16 protein-coding genes, 2 rRNA genes and 1 pseudogene are annotated in these 18,467 nt (G+C 46.1%); all 19 read right to left on the bottom strand.

What is annotated here, in order from left to right; translation table 11 throughout:
• Positions 1 to 54: 54 nt before the first annotated feature.
• On the bottom strand, positions 55 to 1,650 hold the full coding sequence (locus tag V4U84_RS19395) for a response regulator (RefSeq protein ID WP_334075858.1): 1,596 nt from the start codon (positions 1,648 to 1,650) through the stop codon (positions 55 to 57).
• A gap of 18 nt (positions 1,651 to 1,668) precedes the next feature.
• Positions 1,669 to 3,015 carry an extracellular solute-binding protein gene (locus V4U84_RS19400; RefSeq protein WP_334075859.1) on the bottom strand — a complete coding sequence of 449 codons (1,347 nt, stop codon included), beginning with the start codon at positions 3,013 to 3,015 and terminating at the stop codon, positions 1,669 to 1,671.
• A 17-nt stretch (positions 3,016 to 3,032) separates the two neighbouring features.
• Positions 3,033 to 4,763: a cache domain-containing sensor histidine kinase gene (locus V4U84_RS19405; protein WP_334075860.1), complete on the bottom strand. Its 1,731-nt coding sequence runs from the start codon at positions 4,761 to 4,763 to the stop codon at positions 3,033 to 3,035.
• A gap of 80 nt (positions 4,764 to 4,843) precedes the next feature.
• The gene (locus V4U84_RS19410; protein ID WP_334075861.1) at positions 4,844 to 5,707 is read right to left on the bottom strand and encodes a carbohydrate ABC transporter permease; all 864 of its coding nucleotides are present in this window, start codon (positions 5,705 to 5,707) and stop codon (positions 4,844 to 4,846) included.
• Positions 5,704 to 6,663 (bottom strand): carbohydrate ABC transporter permease, encoded by a 960-nt coding sequence (locus tag V4U84_RS19415; RefSeq protein ID WP_334075862.1) that lies wholly within the window; start codon positions 6,661 to 6,663, stop codon positions 5,704 to 5,706. Before V4U84_RS19415 ends, V4U84_RS19410 begins: the two co-directional genes overlap by 4 nt.
• 114 nt (positions 6,664 to 6,777) lie before the next feature.
• Positions 6,778 to 8,130: an ABC transporter substrate-binding protein gene (locus V4U84_RS19420; protein WP_334075863.1), complete on the bottom strand. Its 1,353-nt coding sequence runs from the start codon at positions 8,128 to 8,130 to the stop codon at positions 6,778 to 6,780.
• A gap of 324 nt (positions 8,131 to 8,454) precedes the next feature.
• On the bottom strand, positions 8,455 to 10,086 hold the full coding sequence (locus V4U84_RS19425; protein WP_334077779.1) for a formate--tetrahydrofolate ligase: 1,632 nt from the start codon (positions 10,084 to 10,086) through the stop codon (positions 8,455 to 8,457).
• A 587-nt stretch (positions 10,087 to 10,673) separates the two neighbouring features.
• A complete protein-coding gene (locus V4U84_RS19430; RefSeq protein WP_334077780.1) occupies positions 10,674 to 10,847 on the bottom strand; it encodes a hypothetical protein in 174 nt (57 codons plus the stop codon).
• Positions 10,847 to 11,116 carry a hypothetical protein gene (locus V4U84_RS19435; protein ID WP_334075866.1) on the bottom strand — a complete coding sequence of 90 codons (270 nt, stop codon included), beginning with the start codon at positions 11,114 to 11,116 and terminating at the stop codon, positions 10,847 to 10,849. Before V4U84_RS19435 ends, V4U84_RS19430 begins: the two co-directional genes overlap by 1 nt.
• Positions 11,117 to 11,154: 38 nt before the next feature.
• Entirely contained in the window at positions 11,155 to 11,964 is an 810-nt protein-coding gene (locus V4U84_RS19440; RefSeq protein WP_334075873.1) for a DUF5984 family protein, read from the bottom strand.
• A gap of 223 nt (positions 11,965 to 12,187) precedes the next feature.
• Entirely contained in the window at positions 12,188 to 12,745 is a 558-nt protein-coding gene (locus tag V4U84_RS19445; protein ID WP_334075867.1) for a DUF4240 domain-containing protein, read from the bottom strand.
• Positions 12,746 to 12,942: 197 nt separating this feature from the next.
• Positions 12,943 to 13,230, bottom strand: a pseudogene (locus tag V4U84_RS19450) (VOC family protein); the annotation flags it as partial.
• 253 nt (positions 13,231 to 13,483) lie between these two features.
• Positions 13,484 to 13,951, bottom strand: coding sequence for a GNAT family N-acetyltransferase (locus V4U84_RS19455; protein WP_334075868.1), 468 nt, complete (start codon positions 13,949 to 13,951; stop codon positions 13,484 to 13,486).
• 225 nt (positions 13,952 to 14,176) lie between these two features.
• Positions 14,177 to 14,806 (bottom strand): hypothetical protein, encoded by a 630-nt coding sequence (locus V4U84_RS19460; protein ID WP_334075869.1) that lies wholly within the window; start codon positions 14,804 to 14,806, stop codon positions 14,177 to 14,179.
• A gap of 253 nt (positions 14,807 to 15,059) precedes the next feature.
• Positions 15,060 to 15,287 (bottom strand): helix-turn-helix domain-containing protein, encoded by a 228-nt coding sequence (locus V4U84_RS19465; protein WP_334075874.1) that lies wholly within the window; start codon positions 15,285 to 15,287, stop codon positions 15,060 to 15,062.
• 400 nt (positions 15,288 to 15,687) lie between these two features.
• The gene (locus V4U84_RS19470; protein WP_334075870.1) at positions 15,688 to 16,107 is read right to left on the bottom strand and encodes a GNAT family N-acetyltransferase; all 420 of its coding nucleotides are present in this window, start codon (positions 16,105 to 16,107) and stop codon (positions 15,688 to 15,690) included.
• Between the two features lie 242 nt (positions 16,108 to 16,349).
• Positions 16,350 to 17,225 carry an alpha/beta fold hydrolase gene (locus V4U84_RS19475; protein WP_334075871.1) on the bottom strand — a complete coding sequence of 292 codons (876 nt, stop codon included), beginning with the start codon at positions 17,223 to 17,225 and terminating at the stop codon, positions 16,350 to 16,352.
• A gap of 887 nt (positions 17,226 to 18,112) precedes the next feature.
• Positions 18,113 to 18,229 (bottom strand): 5S ribosomal RNA (rrf, locus tag V4U84_RS19480).
• Positions 18,230 to 18,343: 114 nt separating this feature from the next.
• Positions 18,344 to 18,467: ribosomal RNA gene (locus V4U84_RS19485) — 23S ribosomal RNA — on the bottom strand; the annotation flags it as partial.

Below are 18,467 nucleotides of genomic sequence, written 5' to 3' on the forward strand. Positions count from 1 at the left end.
CGAAATGAACCCCAAAAAGAACCGCCGTTCCGGCGGTTCTTTTTGGGGTGAGCGTCAGGAGGCGTGGGCTTCCCGGTATTCCGAAGGCGTCATGCCGGTGACCTTTTTGAACACCTGCGTGAAGTAACGCGGATCTTGATACCCGACCAGCGGGGCGATCTGATACACTTTAACCTGACTATTTTGTAGAATAAATTTGGCTTTCTCGATTCGGCATTGGGTTAAATACTCGAGGAAGGTGTATCCCGTCACCTGTTTAAACAGCATGCAGAAATGGCTGATGCTCAGGTCGGCCACTTCCGCCACCTCCTCGATGCTGAGATCCTTATGATAATGATTGGCTATATACCCTTTCGTTTTGTCGATCATGCTGTGGATGTGTTCCTTCGGCTGGGATTCCTTGCTCTCCTTGATCCATTTCCCGAAATTCAGTTTTAGCAGTCCGATCATTTCATTCAGGCTCTCCAGGGAATGCAGCTCCTGCAGAATCCCCTCCAGCGACCACTCCAGCAGCAGCTTCATATGCTCAAATTCACGGTACAAAACCACCGTCAGCTCGACGATCATCCGTTCCGCGGTTTCCTTGGAGAATGCCTGCGCTTCCAGATAGCCCTTCGTCTCATCCAGCAGGGCGATCAGGCGCTCGTCGTCCAGCGTGCGGACCGCTTCCAGCATCCCCGGTTCCAAGTGCTTCGGATACTTCGCTTCGCGCGCCGCCCCCAGCTCGGGGGCCGGTTCGACGAATACCCCTTCCCTGTCACTGTAAAACCGCCGATACAACGCTCTGGCCGCGCTCTGGTAAGCCTCGCTCAATTGGCCGATTCCCTGCGCCGTCTGGCTGAAGCCGATGGAACAGGACAGCTTCGTATTGACCTTGATCCGGTGAATGATGTCCCGGCCCAAGCTTTCCCTCCGCCCGCTCATCGCCGCCGGAAACAGCATGACCCACTCCCCGCTGTGGAAAGGGAATAACGTCAATGCCCCTTGGGCAATCGACCATTCGCTTAGAATATTGCGGATCGCGAACAACCACAGCCTTCTCTCTTCCATGGACCATTGGTCGTACAGCTTGAGATAGTGGTCCAATTGCAGCACGGCCACAACATAATCCTCCTGAAGCTCGCTGTTCTCCAGCCATTTCATGTGCCGGAGATGGCTTTCGCTGTGATTGCCCTCGATCAATTCGGCAAACATTCGCTCCCGGGCCAGCATCGACAGCATTTGCACGGAATGAAGCAGCTTATCGTTCTCCAGCTGTTTTTCCAACGTTTTGATGGCGCGCAGGATCATTTGGATCAATTCATCGTGGTCGATCGGCTTGAGCAAGTAATCGAAGGCCCCCTCCCGCAGCGCTTCCCTGGCATATTCGAACTCTCCGTAGCCGCTGATAAAGATAAACAGGCGCTTGGGGTTCTCCGCCATCACTTCCTTCATCAAGCTGATTCCGTCCAGCCCCGGCATGCGGATATCGCTGATGACCATATGCGGAGAGAGCTCGCGGACCAGCTTGAGCGCCTCTTCTCCGTTTCGCGCTTCTCCGGCAATTTCCAGGTTCAGCTCATGCCAGGGAATCGCCACCTTTAAGCTCCGCAAAATAATCGGTTCGTCATCTACGAGAACAACCCGATACTTTGCTTCTTTGGATTCCATGAAGACACCTCCAGACCATTAATTGGGCAGAGAACTGTTGCGTTGGTTCCAATATTGCTCCGATGTCGCCTGAATCTGCTCAAGCGCTTCATTGGGGGAGACTTGGCCGCCCAAAATCTGTTCCACGACCTTCAGGAACGTTTTGTTCACCTCGGGTGACAAGGCATTGTCATACGCCAAAAAAATCTTATCGCTCTGCCGCATCAGCTTCACGACCTGATCGAACACCGGCCCTGTACGTTCCGAATCAAACGTGATTTTCATCGACGGAATCCGCAGTCCTTCATATACGACCCGCTCCTGGATTTCTTCCGTATAAAACGCTTGCAACAATTCCAGAGCAGCGGTGCGCTTCGCCTCATCCAGATTGGAGGACAGCGCGATCCCGATCGTATAGCCGCCCGCTAACGAAGGCTCCTGGTCCGGAAGCAGCGTAGGGAACGAAGTTACGCCGACCCGGTCCGGGAAATCATCCGGTTCGTCCCCGTTATGGAACAGGTTGATATCCCAGCTTCCGTTCAAATACATGGCCGCTTTTCCCGACGTAAACAAATCGATGGCCTCTTCCGTGGATAAATCGTTGGTCGGCTCGCTGAACGCTCCCTCGGATACCCAGCTTTTAAAATGCATCATCGCCTGCAGGTAGGCGCTGTTGTTAAAATCCGCTTTCGGATTTCCCCGGGTCAATTGGTTAATGAGCTCCGGTCCCGCATAGCGGTCCATGAAGTAGTGGGCGAAAATCGCGGCAGGCCAGCGTTCTTCATTGCCGAGCGCAAATGGAATCACCCCGTTCGCCTTGAGCCGCTTCACGACAGCGTCCATCTCCCCAAGCGTTTTGGGCGGTGAAATGTCGTATTTGGAGAATATCTCCTTATTATAGTATAGCGGCTCGGCATGCCCCTCGATTGGCAAACCGTAGATACGGCCGTCGTACGACCACGCCTGAAGATCCTGAAATTTCCCCTCGAGCCCGCTCTCCCGGACGAAGTACGTCAGATCCATCAACCGGTTGGAGCGGACATAAGGCTCGATCTCGGCGCCGGCGAAGAGCACGAACATATCCGGCGCCGTTCCCGTCACCATTTCGCTTTTCAGCTTTTGCTCCCGGTGGACGGTCTGATCCATTCCCTCAAAATTCACTTTGACATTCGGATGGGATTTTTGAAACGAATCTACAACCTCCTCAAAAATACTCAGCATTTTCCGGTCATGCTCCTTGATCCAGAAATGACGAAAGGTCAGTGTGATTTTTTCGGTCTGTCTCTCCTCGATCGGCTCGCTCCCGTTCATGGCGAGAATGAGCACCGAGACGGCCAATACGAAAGCGTACACGACGATCCAGCCCCAATTGATCAACCATTTCACGACCGCTCTTTCCCCCTTCATGAATCGATTTTCGGGATGCGAATCCGGATGATCGACCCGCATCCCGGGGAGGAACAGATCATGATCCCGTAATAACCGCCGAACCGGATGCTGAGCCGTTCGTGCACATTTTTGAGGCCGACGCCGTTCTCCCTGTATTTTTTCAGACTGCTGCGGTCCTTGTTCCACAAGTTCATCAGCGTCTCGTGATCAAACCCGGGCCCGTTGTCCATCACGTCGATGAGGATATCCCGTCCACCATCCCGGGCGGTGATCGAAATGAATCCGTGCTCTTCCATCGGCTCGATGGCATGGTACAGCGCGTTCTCGACGATCGGCTGCACGATCAGCTTTTGCGTTTTGTAATATTTCAAGGATTCCGGGATTTCGATTTGATACGTGAACTTATCTTCGAACCGGAATTTCTGAATGTTCAAATAATGCCGTACATGCTCCATCTCCATCGACAAGGGAATCAACTGCTGGCTTTCGCTGATGCTGATCCGCAGCAGTTTACCGAGCGATACGACCATTTTGCTGATATCCTTGTTCCCTTGAAGCACGGCCATCGAATTGATCGACTCCAATGAATTGTATATAAAATGCGGATTGATCTGCGCCACGAGCGCCTGCAGCTCCACTTCTTTTTTTCGCGCTTGCTCCGTCTGCACCTGCTCGATCAGCTCGGAAATTTGCGTACTCATCCGGTTAAAGCCGTCGATCAGCAAATCCGTTTCATCCCCGGCCCGCAAGGCAGGCGGAATCGGTACGAAAATGCCCTGCTGCACCCGCTTCATCCCGTTCACCGCACTGATAATGCTCCGCACCATCCGGCGGACAAAATAGCGGTCGAACAAGAAGGCCGAAACCAAGGAGACCAGCACCAGGACCATGGCGATATTGCGGATCTGAATCGACTCCGACGCGATCAGCTTACTCGGCGTAATGGCGACGAGATACCAATCTTTGTTATGTGAAGGCAAATAAGTAATCAGCGATTTCTCGCCCGCGTATTTATCGACATAATAGCCTTTTCCGTTTCCGTCCACCTTCGGACTCTCGCTTAAAAACGGAAAATCCGTACGTTCCCCAATATGCTCGCCCGACTTGTCAAACACGATATTTCCCTGCTGGTTGACGAGCAGAATATCCCCTTGTTTGAGCGTGGCGGCGTCCCAAAACACCTGATCCAAAATATCCGGCTTTACGTAAATGACAGCGGCTCCAATATCCTCCAATGAATAATAATCCTTGATCACCCGGGCCTGGATCAAAACCGGTTTCCCCGTGGAGGCGCTGCCATTTTCGCCGGGGCCGACCCAGATGGGTCTCCCTTCGGCCGCCTTCATCGCCCCGTACCAGTTTTGTTTGCTGAGCGTATCGAATGACATGGCCTCATTATATTGATACAACAGCTTCTCCTTGGAATAGAGCCCGAAAGAGGTGATCATCGGATGGTTGATCAAGTTATTGATATCTTGCCTTTGATCATACGTGATGACAAAGTTTGGCTGCTTCAAGGTCTTCTGAATGACCGGTTGTGTTATCGCCGAATTGGAGATGGTGGTGACCTCGTTCAAGGCGTATTTCAGCTTCCGGTCGGTCTCCAGCAGAGAAACCCAATAAAAATTACTCGACTTCTTCTCCATGGCGCCCGAAAAACTGAAATACGAGATCGATCCCATCAAAATAACGGGGATAAACACAAGAAGAATAATAGCCAGCAAGATTTTCCGACGGAGCTTCAAGCATTCGTCCCCCTCCACAATCTCCTATCTCTATTATTCTTCATTATGCGTCTTATCTCCTTGCCACCCTAACAAAAGTCCTAGCTCTTTATCGCGCCGGAAGTCAACCCGGCGATCACCCAGCGGCTGAACAGCAGGAATACGATCAGGAGCGGCAGCGTCGCCGTAAACGTAGCGGACATGATCATGCCGAAGTCCAGGCCGTCTTTATTCGTAAACAGCTGCTGCAAGGCAATTTGGATCGTGTAATTCTCTCTGTTTTTCAACACGACCAGCGGCCAGAAAAAATCGTTCCATACATTCATAAAGTTCAGGATACCCAGCGTCGCCATCGCCGGCGTCACGACCGGGATTGCGATATTCCAGAAAATGCGGAAATGTCCGCCGCCATCGATCCGTCCGGCCTCAAGCAGCTCGGAGTGAACCGCGGAGGTGATATACTGGCGCATCCAGAAAATCCCGAACGCGTTGACCATCGCCGGGACGATCAGCGCTTTATAGCTGTCGATCCAGTGCAGCTTGGCCATGATGACGTACTGGGGAAGTACACCCAGTTGGGCGGGTACCAGCATTGTGGCGATAACGAAAACGAACAGCGTCTTTTTGAACGGAAACTCATATTTGGCAAAAGCATACCCCGCGAGCGTGCAGAGGAAGACTACCGAAATCGTAACGGCCGACGAAACGACAACGGAATTCATCAGCGCCCGGAAAAAGTCCGTCCGTTCCAGCACGCGCGAAAAATTGTCGAAGAACTCCGCACCCGGCGTCATCAACGGCGGAATATGGAAAGCGGCGTCCTTCTCATTGGTAGCCACCACGAACATCCAGTAGAACGGAAAAATGGAGACCAACGCTCCGAAAATCAAAAACAGGTAAAAGAGCGTTTTGGCGACTAGTCCCGGTTCATCCGGTTTTTTGCGGCTTACTGCAAGTGAACTCATGCTTTTTTCCCCCCGGTGTCTCCGCCCATCCGGCTCGATAGCATCATATTCAGGACGGAGAAAAGAATCGTGGCGATAAACAACATTACCGCCGTGGCGGCCGCGGTTCCGAAGAATCCGTTCTTGAACGCCTCATTGTACAGGTAGGTCACCATCGTAACCCCTTCCTGACGCGTGGAGCCTGTGCCGGACTGACCGAGGAATACGTAAGGCTCGGTAAACAATTGCAATGCCCCGATGGTTGATACCAGCGTGACGAAGATGATAAACGGACGAAGCAGCGGTAGCGTGATGTAGATCAACTGCTGGCCGCGGCTGGCCCCGTCGATTTTGGCGGCCTCGTAAATATCCGTCGGGATACTTTGCAGCCCGGATAAAAAGATGATGGCGTTATACCCCATCCAGCGCCACATGACCATGGTGGAGATGGCGATTTTGACGCCCCACCAGCCGGAGTTGAACGGCACGCTTTCCATCCCCAGGTTGCTCAGCAGCCAGTTCACCATCCCATTGTTCCCGAACATGGTGCTGAACACCAGCGTTACGGCAACAATGGATGTGATATTGGGCATGAAGTACAAAATCCGGAACGTATTCTTGAACTTGTTCAGGGCGGAATTGAGCATAACCGCGACGAGCAGGGCGACAATCAGCTGCGGTACCGTCCCCATCAAGCCCATCAGCAGCGTGTTGGTGAAGGAGATCCAGAAGGTCGGATCGCTCGTAATCAGCTCATAGTTTTTGAATCCGACGTATTTCATCGGACCTAACGCATCCCATTTAAAAAACGACAAATAAATCGTAAACAGAATCGGATACAATCCGAAAATGGCGAACAGAATAAAGAACGGTGAAATAAACGTGTATGCCGTAAGCTTGCTTCGTCTCGATTCTGTCCAGAATGGCCGCTTGGCCGGAATCGGCTGCGACGGTTTCGCGGTGACTGTGTCAGCCATGGACGCACCTCCAGGAAGTCATTGATAAATCCGAATCCGCTGAAAAGGCTGTCGCCTTCCGCGGATTCGGATGATGAACTGCGCTATGCAGCTGTTTCGATAATCTTGTTCCGATTAGCTGCGTTCCACCAACGTCTTGATTTGTTTCATCGCTTCATCCCATTCTTTTTGCGGATCGGCTTTTTTCTCAAGCACGTTTTTGAGCGCATTTTTGATGATCGTATCGACTTGGTCATGCAGCGGACCGTAGTAGACCGGTTTTACGCGTTCCGCCGATTTGGCATAGGCTTGCGAAATGACTTGGCCGCTGAAGAATTCGTCCTTTTCTTCGCTGAACGCCGGTTCGTCGTACACTGCCGGAATCGACGGGAACAAGCCGCTGTCTTTAAACGATTTCAATTGGCTTTCTTTGTTGAGCACCCAGGAAATGAACTCGTACGCTTCTTTCGGATGCTTGCCTTCTTTCGGCAGCGTCAGGAAGGATCCGCCCCAGTTTCCGGCGCCTTCAGGCATTTGGGCAATCGCCCATTTGCCGGCGCTGTCTTTGGCGTTCCGGATCGTACCTGCGATCCAAGCCGGGCCGAGCATGACGCCGAATTCACCTTTGTTGATCGCGTTTTGCCATTCCGGCGACCAAAGGATCCAGTTGCCGATCCAGCCTTCTTGAATACCTTTTACCGTAAAATCATAAGCCTTCTTGACTTGAGGATTGGTGTCCCCGATAAAAGCTCCATCCGCTTTGTTGAAGTAGATTTGGTCCGGCGATTGGTCGCGCAGTCCGTTGTAGACGAGATCCGTCAGGTCCGCAAACGGTTTGCCGGTTTTGTCTTTGAATTGTTTGCCTACCGTGGCGAACTTATCCCATGAGTCGATCGCTGCGCTGAATTGGTCCGGATCCTTCGGCAAGCCGGCTTGCTCGGCCAAATCCGTACGATAGTAAACTACAGTAGGACCGATGTCCGTTGGAAGGCCCAGTTGGAACGAGCCGTCCGTGGACGTCGCTTGTTTCCATTTCCAATCCAAATAGTTCCCTTCGATATCTTTGGCTCCGAGATCGTAGAGGTTATAGAACTTGTCTTGATTGCTGATGAACCGCTCCATAAAAGCGATTTCAAGTTGGAAAATATCAGGTGCGCCAGACCCGGCGGACAATGCCGTCGTCAGGTTGTTATGATGTGCCGTTTGGTCGGACGTATTCTGGAACTTGAAGGTGACGTTCGGATGTTCTTTCGTATATTCCTTCGCCAGATCTTCATAGTTTGTCGTGCCCAACGACCAGAAGGTAAGCTCGACTTTCTCACCCGAGTCCGTTCCGCCGTCCGTGGAGCCGCCTCCTTCATTAGCGGTCTTCGCCGGAGCGTTTCCGCCGTTGCCGGCCGTTTTATTGCCGCCTCCGCCGCAGGCGGACAAGGAAGCAACCATCAGGACGGCCACCAGCAGCATCGCCCAAATTCTCGTTCTCTTCATTGCTTTGTAACCCCTTTCTTAGTAACTCGTATTTTCATCCTTAGTCTAATGGAGGCGGGCGTTTTTTTTGAGGAGACAATATTGCGATTTATGGTTGGAATTTTTATGATTGGAGGATACCTGCTGCTGGCGACACTTGTCCACATGGGGATAAATCAGATGAGTATGTAGTAAACCGTGTACAGCTTGTTAATATCCTGTGTATAAGCATTTTTCTATAAAAAAGAGCCATAATTACACTCGCTTGCGGCATGAAATCGCTCGGACTCCATTGCAAGAGAAGTAATTTATGACTCTAGGTGGGTAATTCGGTTGATACCCGGGTTAGAACAAACCTGCGATTTCCCCGTGTTCATCGAGATGGATATGCTCCGCTGCCGGGGCTTTCGGCAATCCGGGCATCGTCACGACATTGCCGGTAAGCACGACAATAAATCCCGCACCGGCCGACAGCGTGATGTCCCGCACCTGAACGACGAAGTTTTCCGGCGCTCCAAGCAAATTTGGCTGATCTGAAAAAGAACTCGGCGTCTTGGCCATACAAACCGGCAAATGTCCAAAGCCCTGGCGCTCAAGTTCCTGAATCTTCGCCTCTGCCTTGGCGTTTAGCTTGATGCCGGCGCCTCGGTAGATCTCGCGCACGATCGTTTCAATTTTCGCCCTAATGTCCAGGTGCCCGGAGTACAACGGCGCATAGTGGGACGCTTCCTGCTGCAGCAAGCCGCGCAGCGTCTCCGCCATTTCGATGCCGCCTTCACTGCCTGCGGCCCATACATTGGAAAGCTCCGCCTTCACGCCCAGGCGGGCGCATTGCTCTTGAACGATTCGGATCTCCTCCGACGTATCACTGGTAAAATGGTTAATCGCCACCATGACGGGCACACCGAATTTGCGAATATTCTCCAGATGGCGGTTCATATTGGCCAAACCGGCTTGCAACGCTTGTGGATTCGGTTTATCCAGCTCTGTCCTTGGAACGCCGCCGTTATACTTCAGCGCTTTGATGGTGACGACCAAAACCGCCGCATCAGGTTGTAGTCCGGCTTGCCGGCACTTGATGTCGAAGAACTTCTCCGCGCCAAGCTCGGCGCCGAATCCGGCTTCCGTCAGCACGATCTTGGCCAGCTTCAATGCGGTTTTCGTGCCGATGACACTGCTGCAGCCGTGGGCGATATTGGCAAATGGCCCGCCATGCACAATCGCCGGCGTTCCTTCGCCCGTCTGCACCAAGTTCGGCTTGAGCGCTTCCTTCAGCAGCACGGTCATCGCATCCACGGCGCCGATTTGCTCAGCGGTGACCGCCCCACCGGACATCGTATAAGCGACGACCATGCGGCCGAGGCGCTCTCTGAGGTCCCGGTGGTTCTCACTAAGACACATCACCGCCATCACTTCGGAAGCCGTCGTGATCATAAACCCGGATTCGTGCACATTCCCGTTCCCCTCGCCAAGTCCGACAACGATTTGCCGCAGGCTCCGATCGTTCATGTCCATCGCCCGCTTCCACAAAATACGGCCTGTGTCAATTTGCAGCGCGTTCCCTTGAAATATATGATTGTCGATCATCGCGGCCAGCAGATTATGCGCCGAGGTGATCGCGTGCAGATCGCCCGTAAAATGCAAATTAATGTCCTCGGACGGGACCAGTTGCGCTTTATTGCTCCCTGTCGCCCCACCCTTCATGCCGAAGCAAGGACCTAACGACGGCTCCCTTAGGGCAGCGATCGTCGGCTCTCCGATCGCATTGAGCGCCTGCGCCAGCCCGATCGTGGTCAGCGTTTTTCCTTCCCCGGCCGGCGTCGGATTCATCGCCGTCACCAGCACTAACTTGCCGTCCGGCCTTTTTTTTAAATCCTCGCGCAGGCTTAGGTCTATTTTGCATTTGTACCGACCGTACAGATCCAGGTATTTTTCCGCAATCCCGATGGATTCCGCCACTTCCAAAATTGGTTTCATGCTGTTCAGCAACCTCCAGCTATAACATTCATTTTCTGTAATCTCATGAAAATGCTAGCTCTATTGTACATTAAGCAGTTGAGAATATAAGTGACGGAATTAGTAACGCGGATGCAAATTACTGCAAATCTGCAGGAATTTATGGGGGGTTAGCCCCTACTGAGCAAAATTCCTGCAAATCTGCAGGCTTTTTTTTCGGTGGAGGCTCTCTCCGAGGAACGAATCGGAAATACCTGCACTTTAGCATCTTTTTCACATTTTGAGGCTTAAACGCTAGAAAATTCCTGCAGATTTGCATCAATTGTTATGAGAGCATACAAAAAGAGCACCACCGTATAGAGGGCACTTTCTTCTATGATTTGTTTTCCAGAACTAATATTATCTTTCAATAGATATTGTTTATTACTTTTTGTCTATATGTTTGCCATTGTTCTAATCCACGTTCTGGTTTATTGTCAAAGTTTATAATATCCTCATCTACTGCCTTCCAATTCGGTTCATCACAAATCATCTTTATAGCAGTCAATGCTCGATTGTCTCCTCTAACGTGTAACATTAATGAAGTAATATCATTCTCCTCGCCAATATTAAAACTCTATTGAGTATCCTTCCCTATCTAGTGTCCCCCAAGCAGGATCTCTAAAATCTGCATCGGGAAAAATCATGCCTAAAGTTTTAACTACATCCTCCCTACTGCCTAACTGTTCTATGTTTGAATCTTCAATCTCATCTATTTTATTTACTTCTTGTGAAAATTTCATCAACCTTCTTTATATAGTCTTTTACCTATTAGTGACTTTACTTCACTTTCCTCCAAGTCTACGAGCAATCCTATACGATTTAAGTTCATTTCTCTATTTCCGAAGTTAACCATTTCAATAGACTTCACAAGTACCTTTTTGCTTTTGCAGTCTCTACAAATTAATGTATCGCCATTCTTTAAGACAGTACCTCTATTAATTATTTCTCCCCCAATTACAAATCCTCTACCATTGATTTTAAATACATCTTTCACTTCAATTTCAAACATGTATGTCACGCCTTTATTAGCAGTTTAATAGTGTTGAATTAAAATCTTGATTCCATTTGCTTTGAAATTTCATTCATCTTATTCAAAACAATATTCCAATCAGGAGTATCTGCATAAAGAAGTTTCTTGTTTTCGAACGCTGAAACGAGTTCTTCGTATTGAATTTGATTGGTTAATATTTGTTCACGATCAATTTCCAAATCTTTAGGGTTACTTTCTAACAATGCAGAAATCTGCTTATGCATATCTAAACCAAATGCTTTAAAACTCTTTACCAGCCCCTCTATAAATTCGGAATAGTTACAGGAGAATGTCCCTTTAGGGCTGGCCCATAATGAAACACCTTTATCATTTTCATACTCAGCAAACCAATAAATATGTAACTGATCCTCATTTCTTATTAAAAAACAATCAGGACCTCCTGTTAAATATCCAAAATCCAGCCTTCTACAGTAAAGCCAACCTCGAGCCACCTCGTACACTTCATCAAATTGTTCGTCACTTTCATCCCAAGCTAATTCGATCCAAGCTTTTAACGACTGTATGTATTCCTTTAGCTTTCCCAATGAATTTATCTTCTGAAAAAGCTCGTTTGGAACTGGAATTTCTACATGCCGAATAACTTCGCAAATGTCCCAAAATATCCTGGCAAATTGATAATCCACAAATTTAGAATCATCCTCTGGCTCCCATTCTTTAATGATTTCATCACTATATTTAGGGAACTCAACGCCTTTAAAATTAAACCAGTAATGAGAGTCGGTTAATGCAAACCAGTGTAACATTGGATTATTGCCGTCTCGCCAGGGTACAATGTCCTTCCAGTTCTTCAATTGATATTGAATCAGAAGATCACCCCCTGAGCCTCAAGTTTTTTATGTAATCTCCTATAACGCTTTTGTATCAACGAACCCGAGAGGCTTAATGCAGCTCGAGCAGTCGGCCGTAGCGCGGTCAGGTGCGCAGGGTTGTCCTCCTGATTCCACATCTCGAAAACCCCGGGCGGACCAAATCAGGCTGCCCGCTGCGTGAATATTGTGTTGTAAGATGTCCCCGCCTTCGAAGCGTTCCCTATGTCAGTGGCTCTTCTCCAAATCTTGCCCACAATAGAGGGTATCTAACTTCCAGTTCTTCTTCCTTCCAATCAATTTCAATATCTATTGGTTCAAAATTATATCCGTGAGCTTCCAATTCATTCAAAAACTCCGTGTTTGCATTATCGTTATACTCGTACGTTCCGGTCTTTTGATAAGTGTAAGCATCTGAAGCCACTGACAACATCTCTTCTAATTGAGGTGCAAATTCATCTTCCTGTAAATAATCGTCAGTTAAAAATCCAGCTAAAAATTCAGGATTCTTCAAAGCTTGATTGAAAACTTCTTCTCCTCGAGAGATTAACCAGCCCCTGAAATAATCAAATCCATCATCCGAACATCCTCCCATAATTACAAAGGCTGCACCCCATAATGATGAAGTATATGACTGTATCATCTTATTCTGAAACTCTATTTCGAACTGAATAATCTCTTTGCTCGTCTTCGTTGATAATTCTTTAGTTAACCATTCTATTTGTTCTGCACCATACTTTATGGAATCATTTATTAATTCCCAAAGAGTACTTATTGCCATAGGAATAACCTCCTCCAACGTACTTTATTCTTCTTTGCAGGATTGTCGCCTGAATCCGCTTTAATACCCATGCTTCCGGCGACCGAGGTCCGTGCAGTTGACCCGTTGCGTGAATACGGTGTTATCGAAAGTTCCCGGCCTCTCGAAATACATTCAACTCTTCCAGAGGAAAAGCTTCTACCCTGATTATTGTTTATCTAATTTTTGTTATGCGCAAGAATATTAACAATTTGATTATATGGATCCCGAACATAGAATCTCCGCACACCCCATGGTTCATCTGCTGGTCCATATTCAATATTGAAGCCTGCATCTTTCATTCGTTTATAAACCTCATCAACAATATCATCTACCTCATCAATATCATCTTCCTCAATGGATAAATCAGGCGTAGCAGATCCTGACCCTCCTTGTGACGCAAAGCTAATTTGAATGCTCATTTCATCCTTTGAACCGTAGGTTGCTATCCAACCATGATTCATCAACCCTCCTACTGTTTAATTCATCATCTATTCTTAGCCATGGCCTAATGGCGAACCGTGCTTCTCCGGTTCTATAATCGAATAATCTTTCTACAATCTTTACTATTCTATTATCAATAATTAATGACCACGGGCTCATCTTGGATAACTCATTATTCTCTAGCCTATACCCATCATTACTTAGCCTCGTAGCATTGTTTGCCCGACTCCATGTTACTGGAAAAACCTCGGGAAGACCAAATAGTTCTTCGACACCTTATTCCTTGATTAAATTCTTTGACATTATTATATCTCTACCAAAGTCTTCAGACTCTATTATTTCTAAAGCATGGTATCCAAGCTTCTCATAAAATCCTTGTGCCGTAATGCTACTAGGAAGCTTAAGCGATGTAGTCCCGGAATCAAGAGCTATTCGTTCAATAAAATCAATCAAAACTCTACCAATTCCCTTATTGTGGTAGTGAATATCAATAAAGACTGTGTATATGGTATCTTGATCAAGACTTGCAGTACCGATTATCTTATTACCTTCAACTACAACATATACTTTTCTGATTTTTGATATTGAAGATATATATTCTGGGGTGAAGATTCTACTCATATTCTTTATTATCTTTTCTGGATAATCTTTGATGTTTACATTTATTAAATTTTCTCTGATAATGCTTGATACCATTCCGGAATCATCGTCATTAAAATCCCGAATCAATAAATTAGTATTCAATAATCTCACCTCTTATTAGAATTACGAGACGATTTTATTTGACATGTTTGGGTGGTCTCGTATACCGTTCCCGTATTTACGAAACGCCCAAGCCTTAGATAACTCTTATCTTAGGCTGGGGCATTTGTTGTCCGAGCTTACTTCTTCGATTATTCATCTGACAACCAAGAGGCGATAGCCCTGTGAATATGATGTTATAGGATGTCAGCGCCTTCTTAGAATTACTTAATCATACCTTTCTTCCACTTTTATTTTGAGTAATAACACTGTTAAATCCTCGTCAATCATTTGTTTTATAGAATTCATTTCTTGGTAATCGTAGGTATTTAAAGAATTCTCATTTTCTCGATAAACTGCTAATATTTGGGTTTCTCCCGCTTCCAAACTAATTGCTTCATTTCCAATGGCATAGTCCCAGGAACTAATAGTTCCTTCTTTGTAAAAAATATTTTCATCTATATTATGAGGGGCTATGCTTGTGGATGGAGAATATAAAAAGAATGATGGATAATCGCTGTTAGGGTTAATAATTCCAAACCCCATATGACCTTCTTCATCTTTATTAGGACTTAATCCATAGGACAATTCGGTTAAATGAATAGGTTTATTACTCCCCTTTTTATACCCCTCAACCCAAATAGTTACCCAACTTCGATTTGCGTGTGGTAATTTTAAATTATAATCAAATAAAACCCCCAAACCCATTTTTTCAAATACCTTTTCGTATTCTGAATTGACATTCGCAGATATATAAGCAATTTTCTCTTCTTCAATAGATTGATTACTACATCCAGAAACAATTAATAGTATAGCCAGAAATAGCATTGACGAGATAATTAATTGATTATATTTCAAACCAATCCCCCCTTTGAGTACCTATGTTTTGGTTTTCAATTGAGATTCAATAACTTGCGATAACTTCCTATAACGTTTTCGTATTTACGAGACGCCTCAACCTTAGATAGCTCATGTCTTAGGCTTGGGCGTTTGTTGTCTGAATATTCTTCTGTGCCTTTACATCTGACAACCAAGCGGCGAATTGCCCGCAGCGTAGATACATTATTATACAACAGGATTCTCTATGAGTGCCCCACATCGTTTAATGTTGTTATGTTTCAGGTGTGTATTCAATTAAATCCGATAATTTGCACTCAAATGTATCACACAGCTTTAATAATGTTTCTAATTTTGTCGTTCCAATATTTATTTCTTTGTACAGTTTATTAATCGAATTTCTACTCAGTCCTGATTTATTCATTAATTCTGTTATATCATCGATTCGATGTTCGGCCATTAAAATTCTAAGATTGCACTTTATCAAAAATACCCCTCCCATGCTCAATATATTATCTTTTAAGTACATTTTTTCAATTCAAAGACATCATTTCACCTTAGGGAGTTAATAATTATCCTTACATAAATTCTATGAGGGTATATGTAAAAACCCTGTAGAGTTAAAAGAGGAGCGAAGTCATTGATTGAATCATTGATTGAACCATTAGAAGTTTTAGCTGAGCCCTTGCAGTATCTAAAATTATCCGAGAATCTCTTCCCGATAACCTTCAACACACCCATTTCTTTATGAAGACGCTCTATCTTCAGTACAAAATGTTTCGGAAAGTAAATGAATTAAGGGCTCCTGCGGCCCTCTTCTTTTTATCTTCTACCCCTGCCGTAAGCGACGACGCGTGAATATGGTGTTAGACGATGTTAATGCCCTCTCGAATAACATACGTTTAATTGAGTTCCTTTTTGTAATAATAGTGTTTTTTTCCTAAAGGTGCATTTTCGATGATTGCTATTACCTCGTAACCATATTTTTTATAGAATTCGGGAGCTTGAAAACTGAAAGTGTTTAGCTTAATAAACGTACAACTTTTTGCTTTTGCTATTTTTTCTGCTTCTTTTAATAATACCTTACCAAGTCCTTGTCCACGATGATTATCATCTACCCATAAAATATCAATCTCCATCCAGTTCCAGCATATTGCACTATTGAGACCCGCTATAATTCCTCCATTATCATCCTTCACACATAAATTAATTTCTTCATAAGTTCCATTCGGCACATGTTTAGAATTGAACTCAATGAGTTTTCTTCTAATATAACTTGTTTCATCATTTGTGCTTTGAGTTATCTTTGGGAGATTCGACATATGATCCTCCTTTAAGTTTGTTCTTATTCGTTGTACTAAAGTAATCTAACGTTCTTGTATTCACGAAAAGACCCAGCCTTAGATAGCTCCTATCTTAGGCTGGGTCTTTTGTTGTCTTGGGCTCTTTCTATGATTATACGTGATTCTTATCCTCTAGTCTTTACAATAGTGTCAGCTAATGCAGCCCGATGCGAAAATACGGTGTTAGATGTTGCCGCCTTCTTCAAATATTGCTTGAGATGTTATGTTAACAGTCTTGAAATCTCCTCGTTGATCAGTTCAGCCTGCTCATGATTTATTGCATGTCCTGCATCCTTAATGATTTTGTAATTTAACTTATTATCCTCAAGTCTCTTTATAGCTTTAGGATAATTAGTTAATCTATCATATTCTCCAATTAGGAATACTCCCTTTTCTCTCAGTTCAGATAACTCTAAGTCACTATGTATTTCAATTTTATGTTGCGCCATTGATCTATTGTTAAAGTACTTCAATAAATAAAACCAGTGCTTCATAAGAACGTCATTCTCTTCAAACTTGGAGAAGTTTGGCCCGCTTAATTTTCTTAGTAATTTTCTACAATTCTTCTCTGTTGGAAACAGCGCCTCCGGTAAAAAAGCAGCCATCATTTTTGAAAAAATCTCAAATTGACTTGTAGGGATTCTGCCTGCCAGGCAGATGGCCTTGGTTACCTTGTTGGGTCTCCTTAATGCATAGTAATAAGATAAGTATGCGCCATATGAAACCCCACATATATTTGTAGTATGTATTTCTAATGCGTTTAGTATGTCGTCAATCCAAATCACTTGATTAAAGCTTTTGAAATATTCTTCATTAGGTTCACTTTTTCCTGAACCTCCAATCGCATCAACCGCAATGATGTAAAACTTCTGTGATAACTCCTTTATGTTATATATCCACATCATCGCTGAATTATCGGCAGTTCCATGAAATAGTAGTAAAGAAGGCTTCTGACGATCGCCAGCAATAATCACATGTGTCAATCCATAAGTAGTTTCTATATCCCTCTCTTCGCAGTCCGAATCCCAAGAGTTTAACAACATGTCGTATGTATCAATAATCAATTGCCTTCCGGACAGACTTTTATATCTTTCCATCGTCGTTATCCTTTCATAAATGATTTGCGGCAATTTCTTATAACGGTTCGGTGGTTTACGGGCCCAAGAACCTTAAAGGGTCCAACGCGGCCTTCGCGACGCGGTAGGTTTGCGGGGTTGTCGCCTGAGTCCGCTTCCTTGATATGCCTCTCGGCGACCGGGCAGTCGCAAGGCCGTATTTGTGTAAATGTATTCGCTCTTCCTACCTGAATCAGGTATCCATCGTCTACCGGAAATCGATTTAATTAACTGATGATCTGTCGGGAAAAATGTCTAATACCACAGCCGTATGAGAATAATAAACTAATTTTTATCTCCATCTTTTTCCTCCAGTATATCAGTATAATAAAATACTGGAAATCAAATTATAAATGACTTTAAGGTATACAACCCCCGAAGTCTCCCGAAGAGAGCACCACCGCTTCATATGGTAGTGCTCTTTCGATTTGTTTGGCGGCCCGTCCTACTCTCCCAGGCCTTCGGTCCAAGTACCCTTGCGCTGGAGGGCATAATGGTCATGTTCGGCATGGGCAAGCGTGGAACCCCGCCATCGCCACCAAGCATGATTTTTGCAATGCTTCCTAAGCCTGACTTTGCTAGGCAAATTGTCAGACCTCAGTTATAGCTTCTTGTGAATATGAATTCCTGCAAATCTGCAGGAATTATTGGGGAGATAACCCCCGCTGAGCGAAATTCCTGCAAATCTGCAGGCTTTTGTTGCTGCTGAGGTTCCCTTCGGGGGAAAGGGCCGAAAATTCCTGCACATTTGCATCCTTTTCGCTCTTCGGGGCACAAACGTTCGGAAATACCTGCAGATTTGCATCAATTTGTATTAGGGCATACAAAAAGAGCACCACCGCTTCATACGGTAGTGCTCTTTCTTAGTTGCTTGGCGGCGTCCTACTCTCCCAGGACCCTTCGGTCCAAGTACCATCGGCGCTGGAGGGCTTAACGGTCGTGTTCGGGATGGGTACGCGTGGAACCCCTCCGCCATCGCCACCAAACGTGTTCAGATGTTTGATCACCTGAAAACTGGATACGAAACGTGCTTTGCGTTTTAGTCTCCTCAAGTGCTCAGATCGGCTTGTTCAGCCTGACGCCACTTTTTGGAGTTGTTTTTGGATAAGCCCTCGACCGATTAGTACCTGTCAGCTCCATGCATTGCTGCACTTCCACCCCAGGCCTATCAACCTCGTCGTCTTCAAGGGGTCTTACTAATTGGGAAATCTCATCTTGAGGGGG

Source organism: Paenibacillus sanfengchensis (assembly GCF_036864765.1).
Lineage (GTDB): Bacteria > Bacillota > Bacilli > Paenibacillales > Paenibacillaceae > Fontibacillus > Fontibacillus sanfengchensis.

Coding starts and splice junctions, on each gene's coding strand:
- V4U84_RS19395 (WP_334075858.1), bottom strand. CDS start 1,650: ATGGAATCCAAAGAAGCAAAGTATCGGGTTGTTCTCGTAGATGACGAA.
- V4U84_RS19410 (WP_334075861.1), bottom strand. CDS start 5,707: ATGAGTTCACTTGCAGTAAGCCGCAAAAAACCGGATGAACCGGGACTA.
- V4U84_RS19415 (WP_334075862.1), bottom strand. CDS start 6,663: ATGGCTGACACAGTCACCGCGAAACCGTCGCAGCCGATTCCGGCCAAG.
- V4U84_RS19420 (WP_334075863.1), bottom strand. CDS start 8,130: ATGAAGAGAACGAGAATTTGGGCGATGCTGCTGGTGGCCGTCCTGATG.
- V4U84_RS19425 (WP_334077779.1), bottom strand. CDS start 10,086: ATGAAACCAATTTTGGAAGTGGCGGAATCCATCGGGATTGCGGAAAAA.
- V4U84_RS19430 (WP_334077780.1), bottom strand. CDS start 10,847: ATGAAATTTTCACAAGAAGTAAATAAAATAGATGAGATTGAAGATTCA.
- V4U84_RS19435 (WP_334075866.1), bottom strand. CDS start 11,116: ATGTTTGAAATTGAAGTGAAAGATGTATTTAAAATCAATGGTAGAGGA.
- V4U84_RS19445 (WP_334075867.1), bottom strand. CDS start 12,745: ATGGCAATAAGTACTCTTTGGGAATTAATAAATGATTCCATAAAGTAT.
- V4U84_RS19465 (WP_334075874.1), bottom strand. CDS start 15,287: ATGGGAGGGGTATTTTTGATAAAGTGCAATCTTAGAATTTTAATGGCC.
- V4U84_RS19470 (WP_334075870.1), bottom strand. CDS start 16,107: ATGTCGAATCTCCCAAAGATAACTCAAAGCACAAATGATGAAACAAGT.
- V4U84_RS19475 (WP_334075871.1), bottom strand. CDS start 17,225: ATGGAAAGATATAAAAGTCTGTCCGGAAGGCAATTGATTATTGATACA.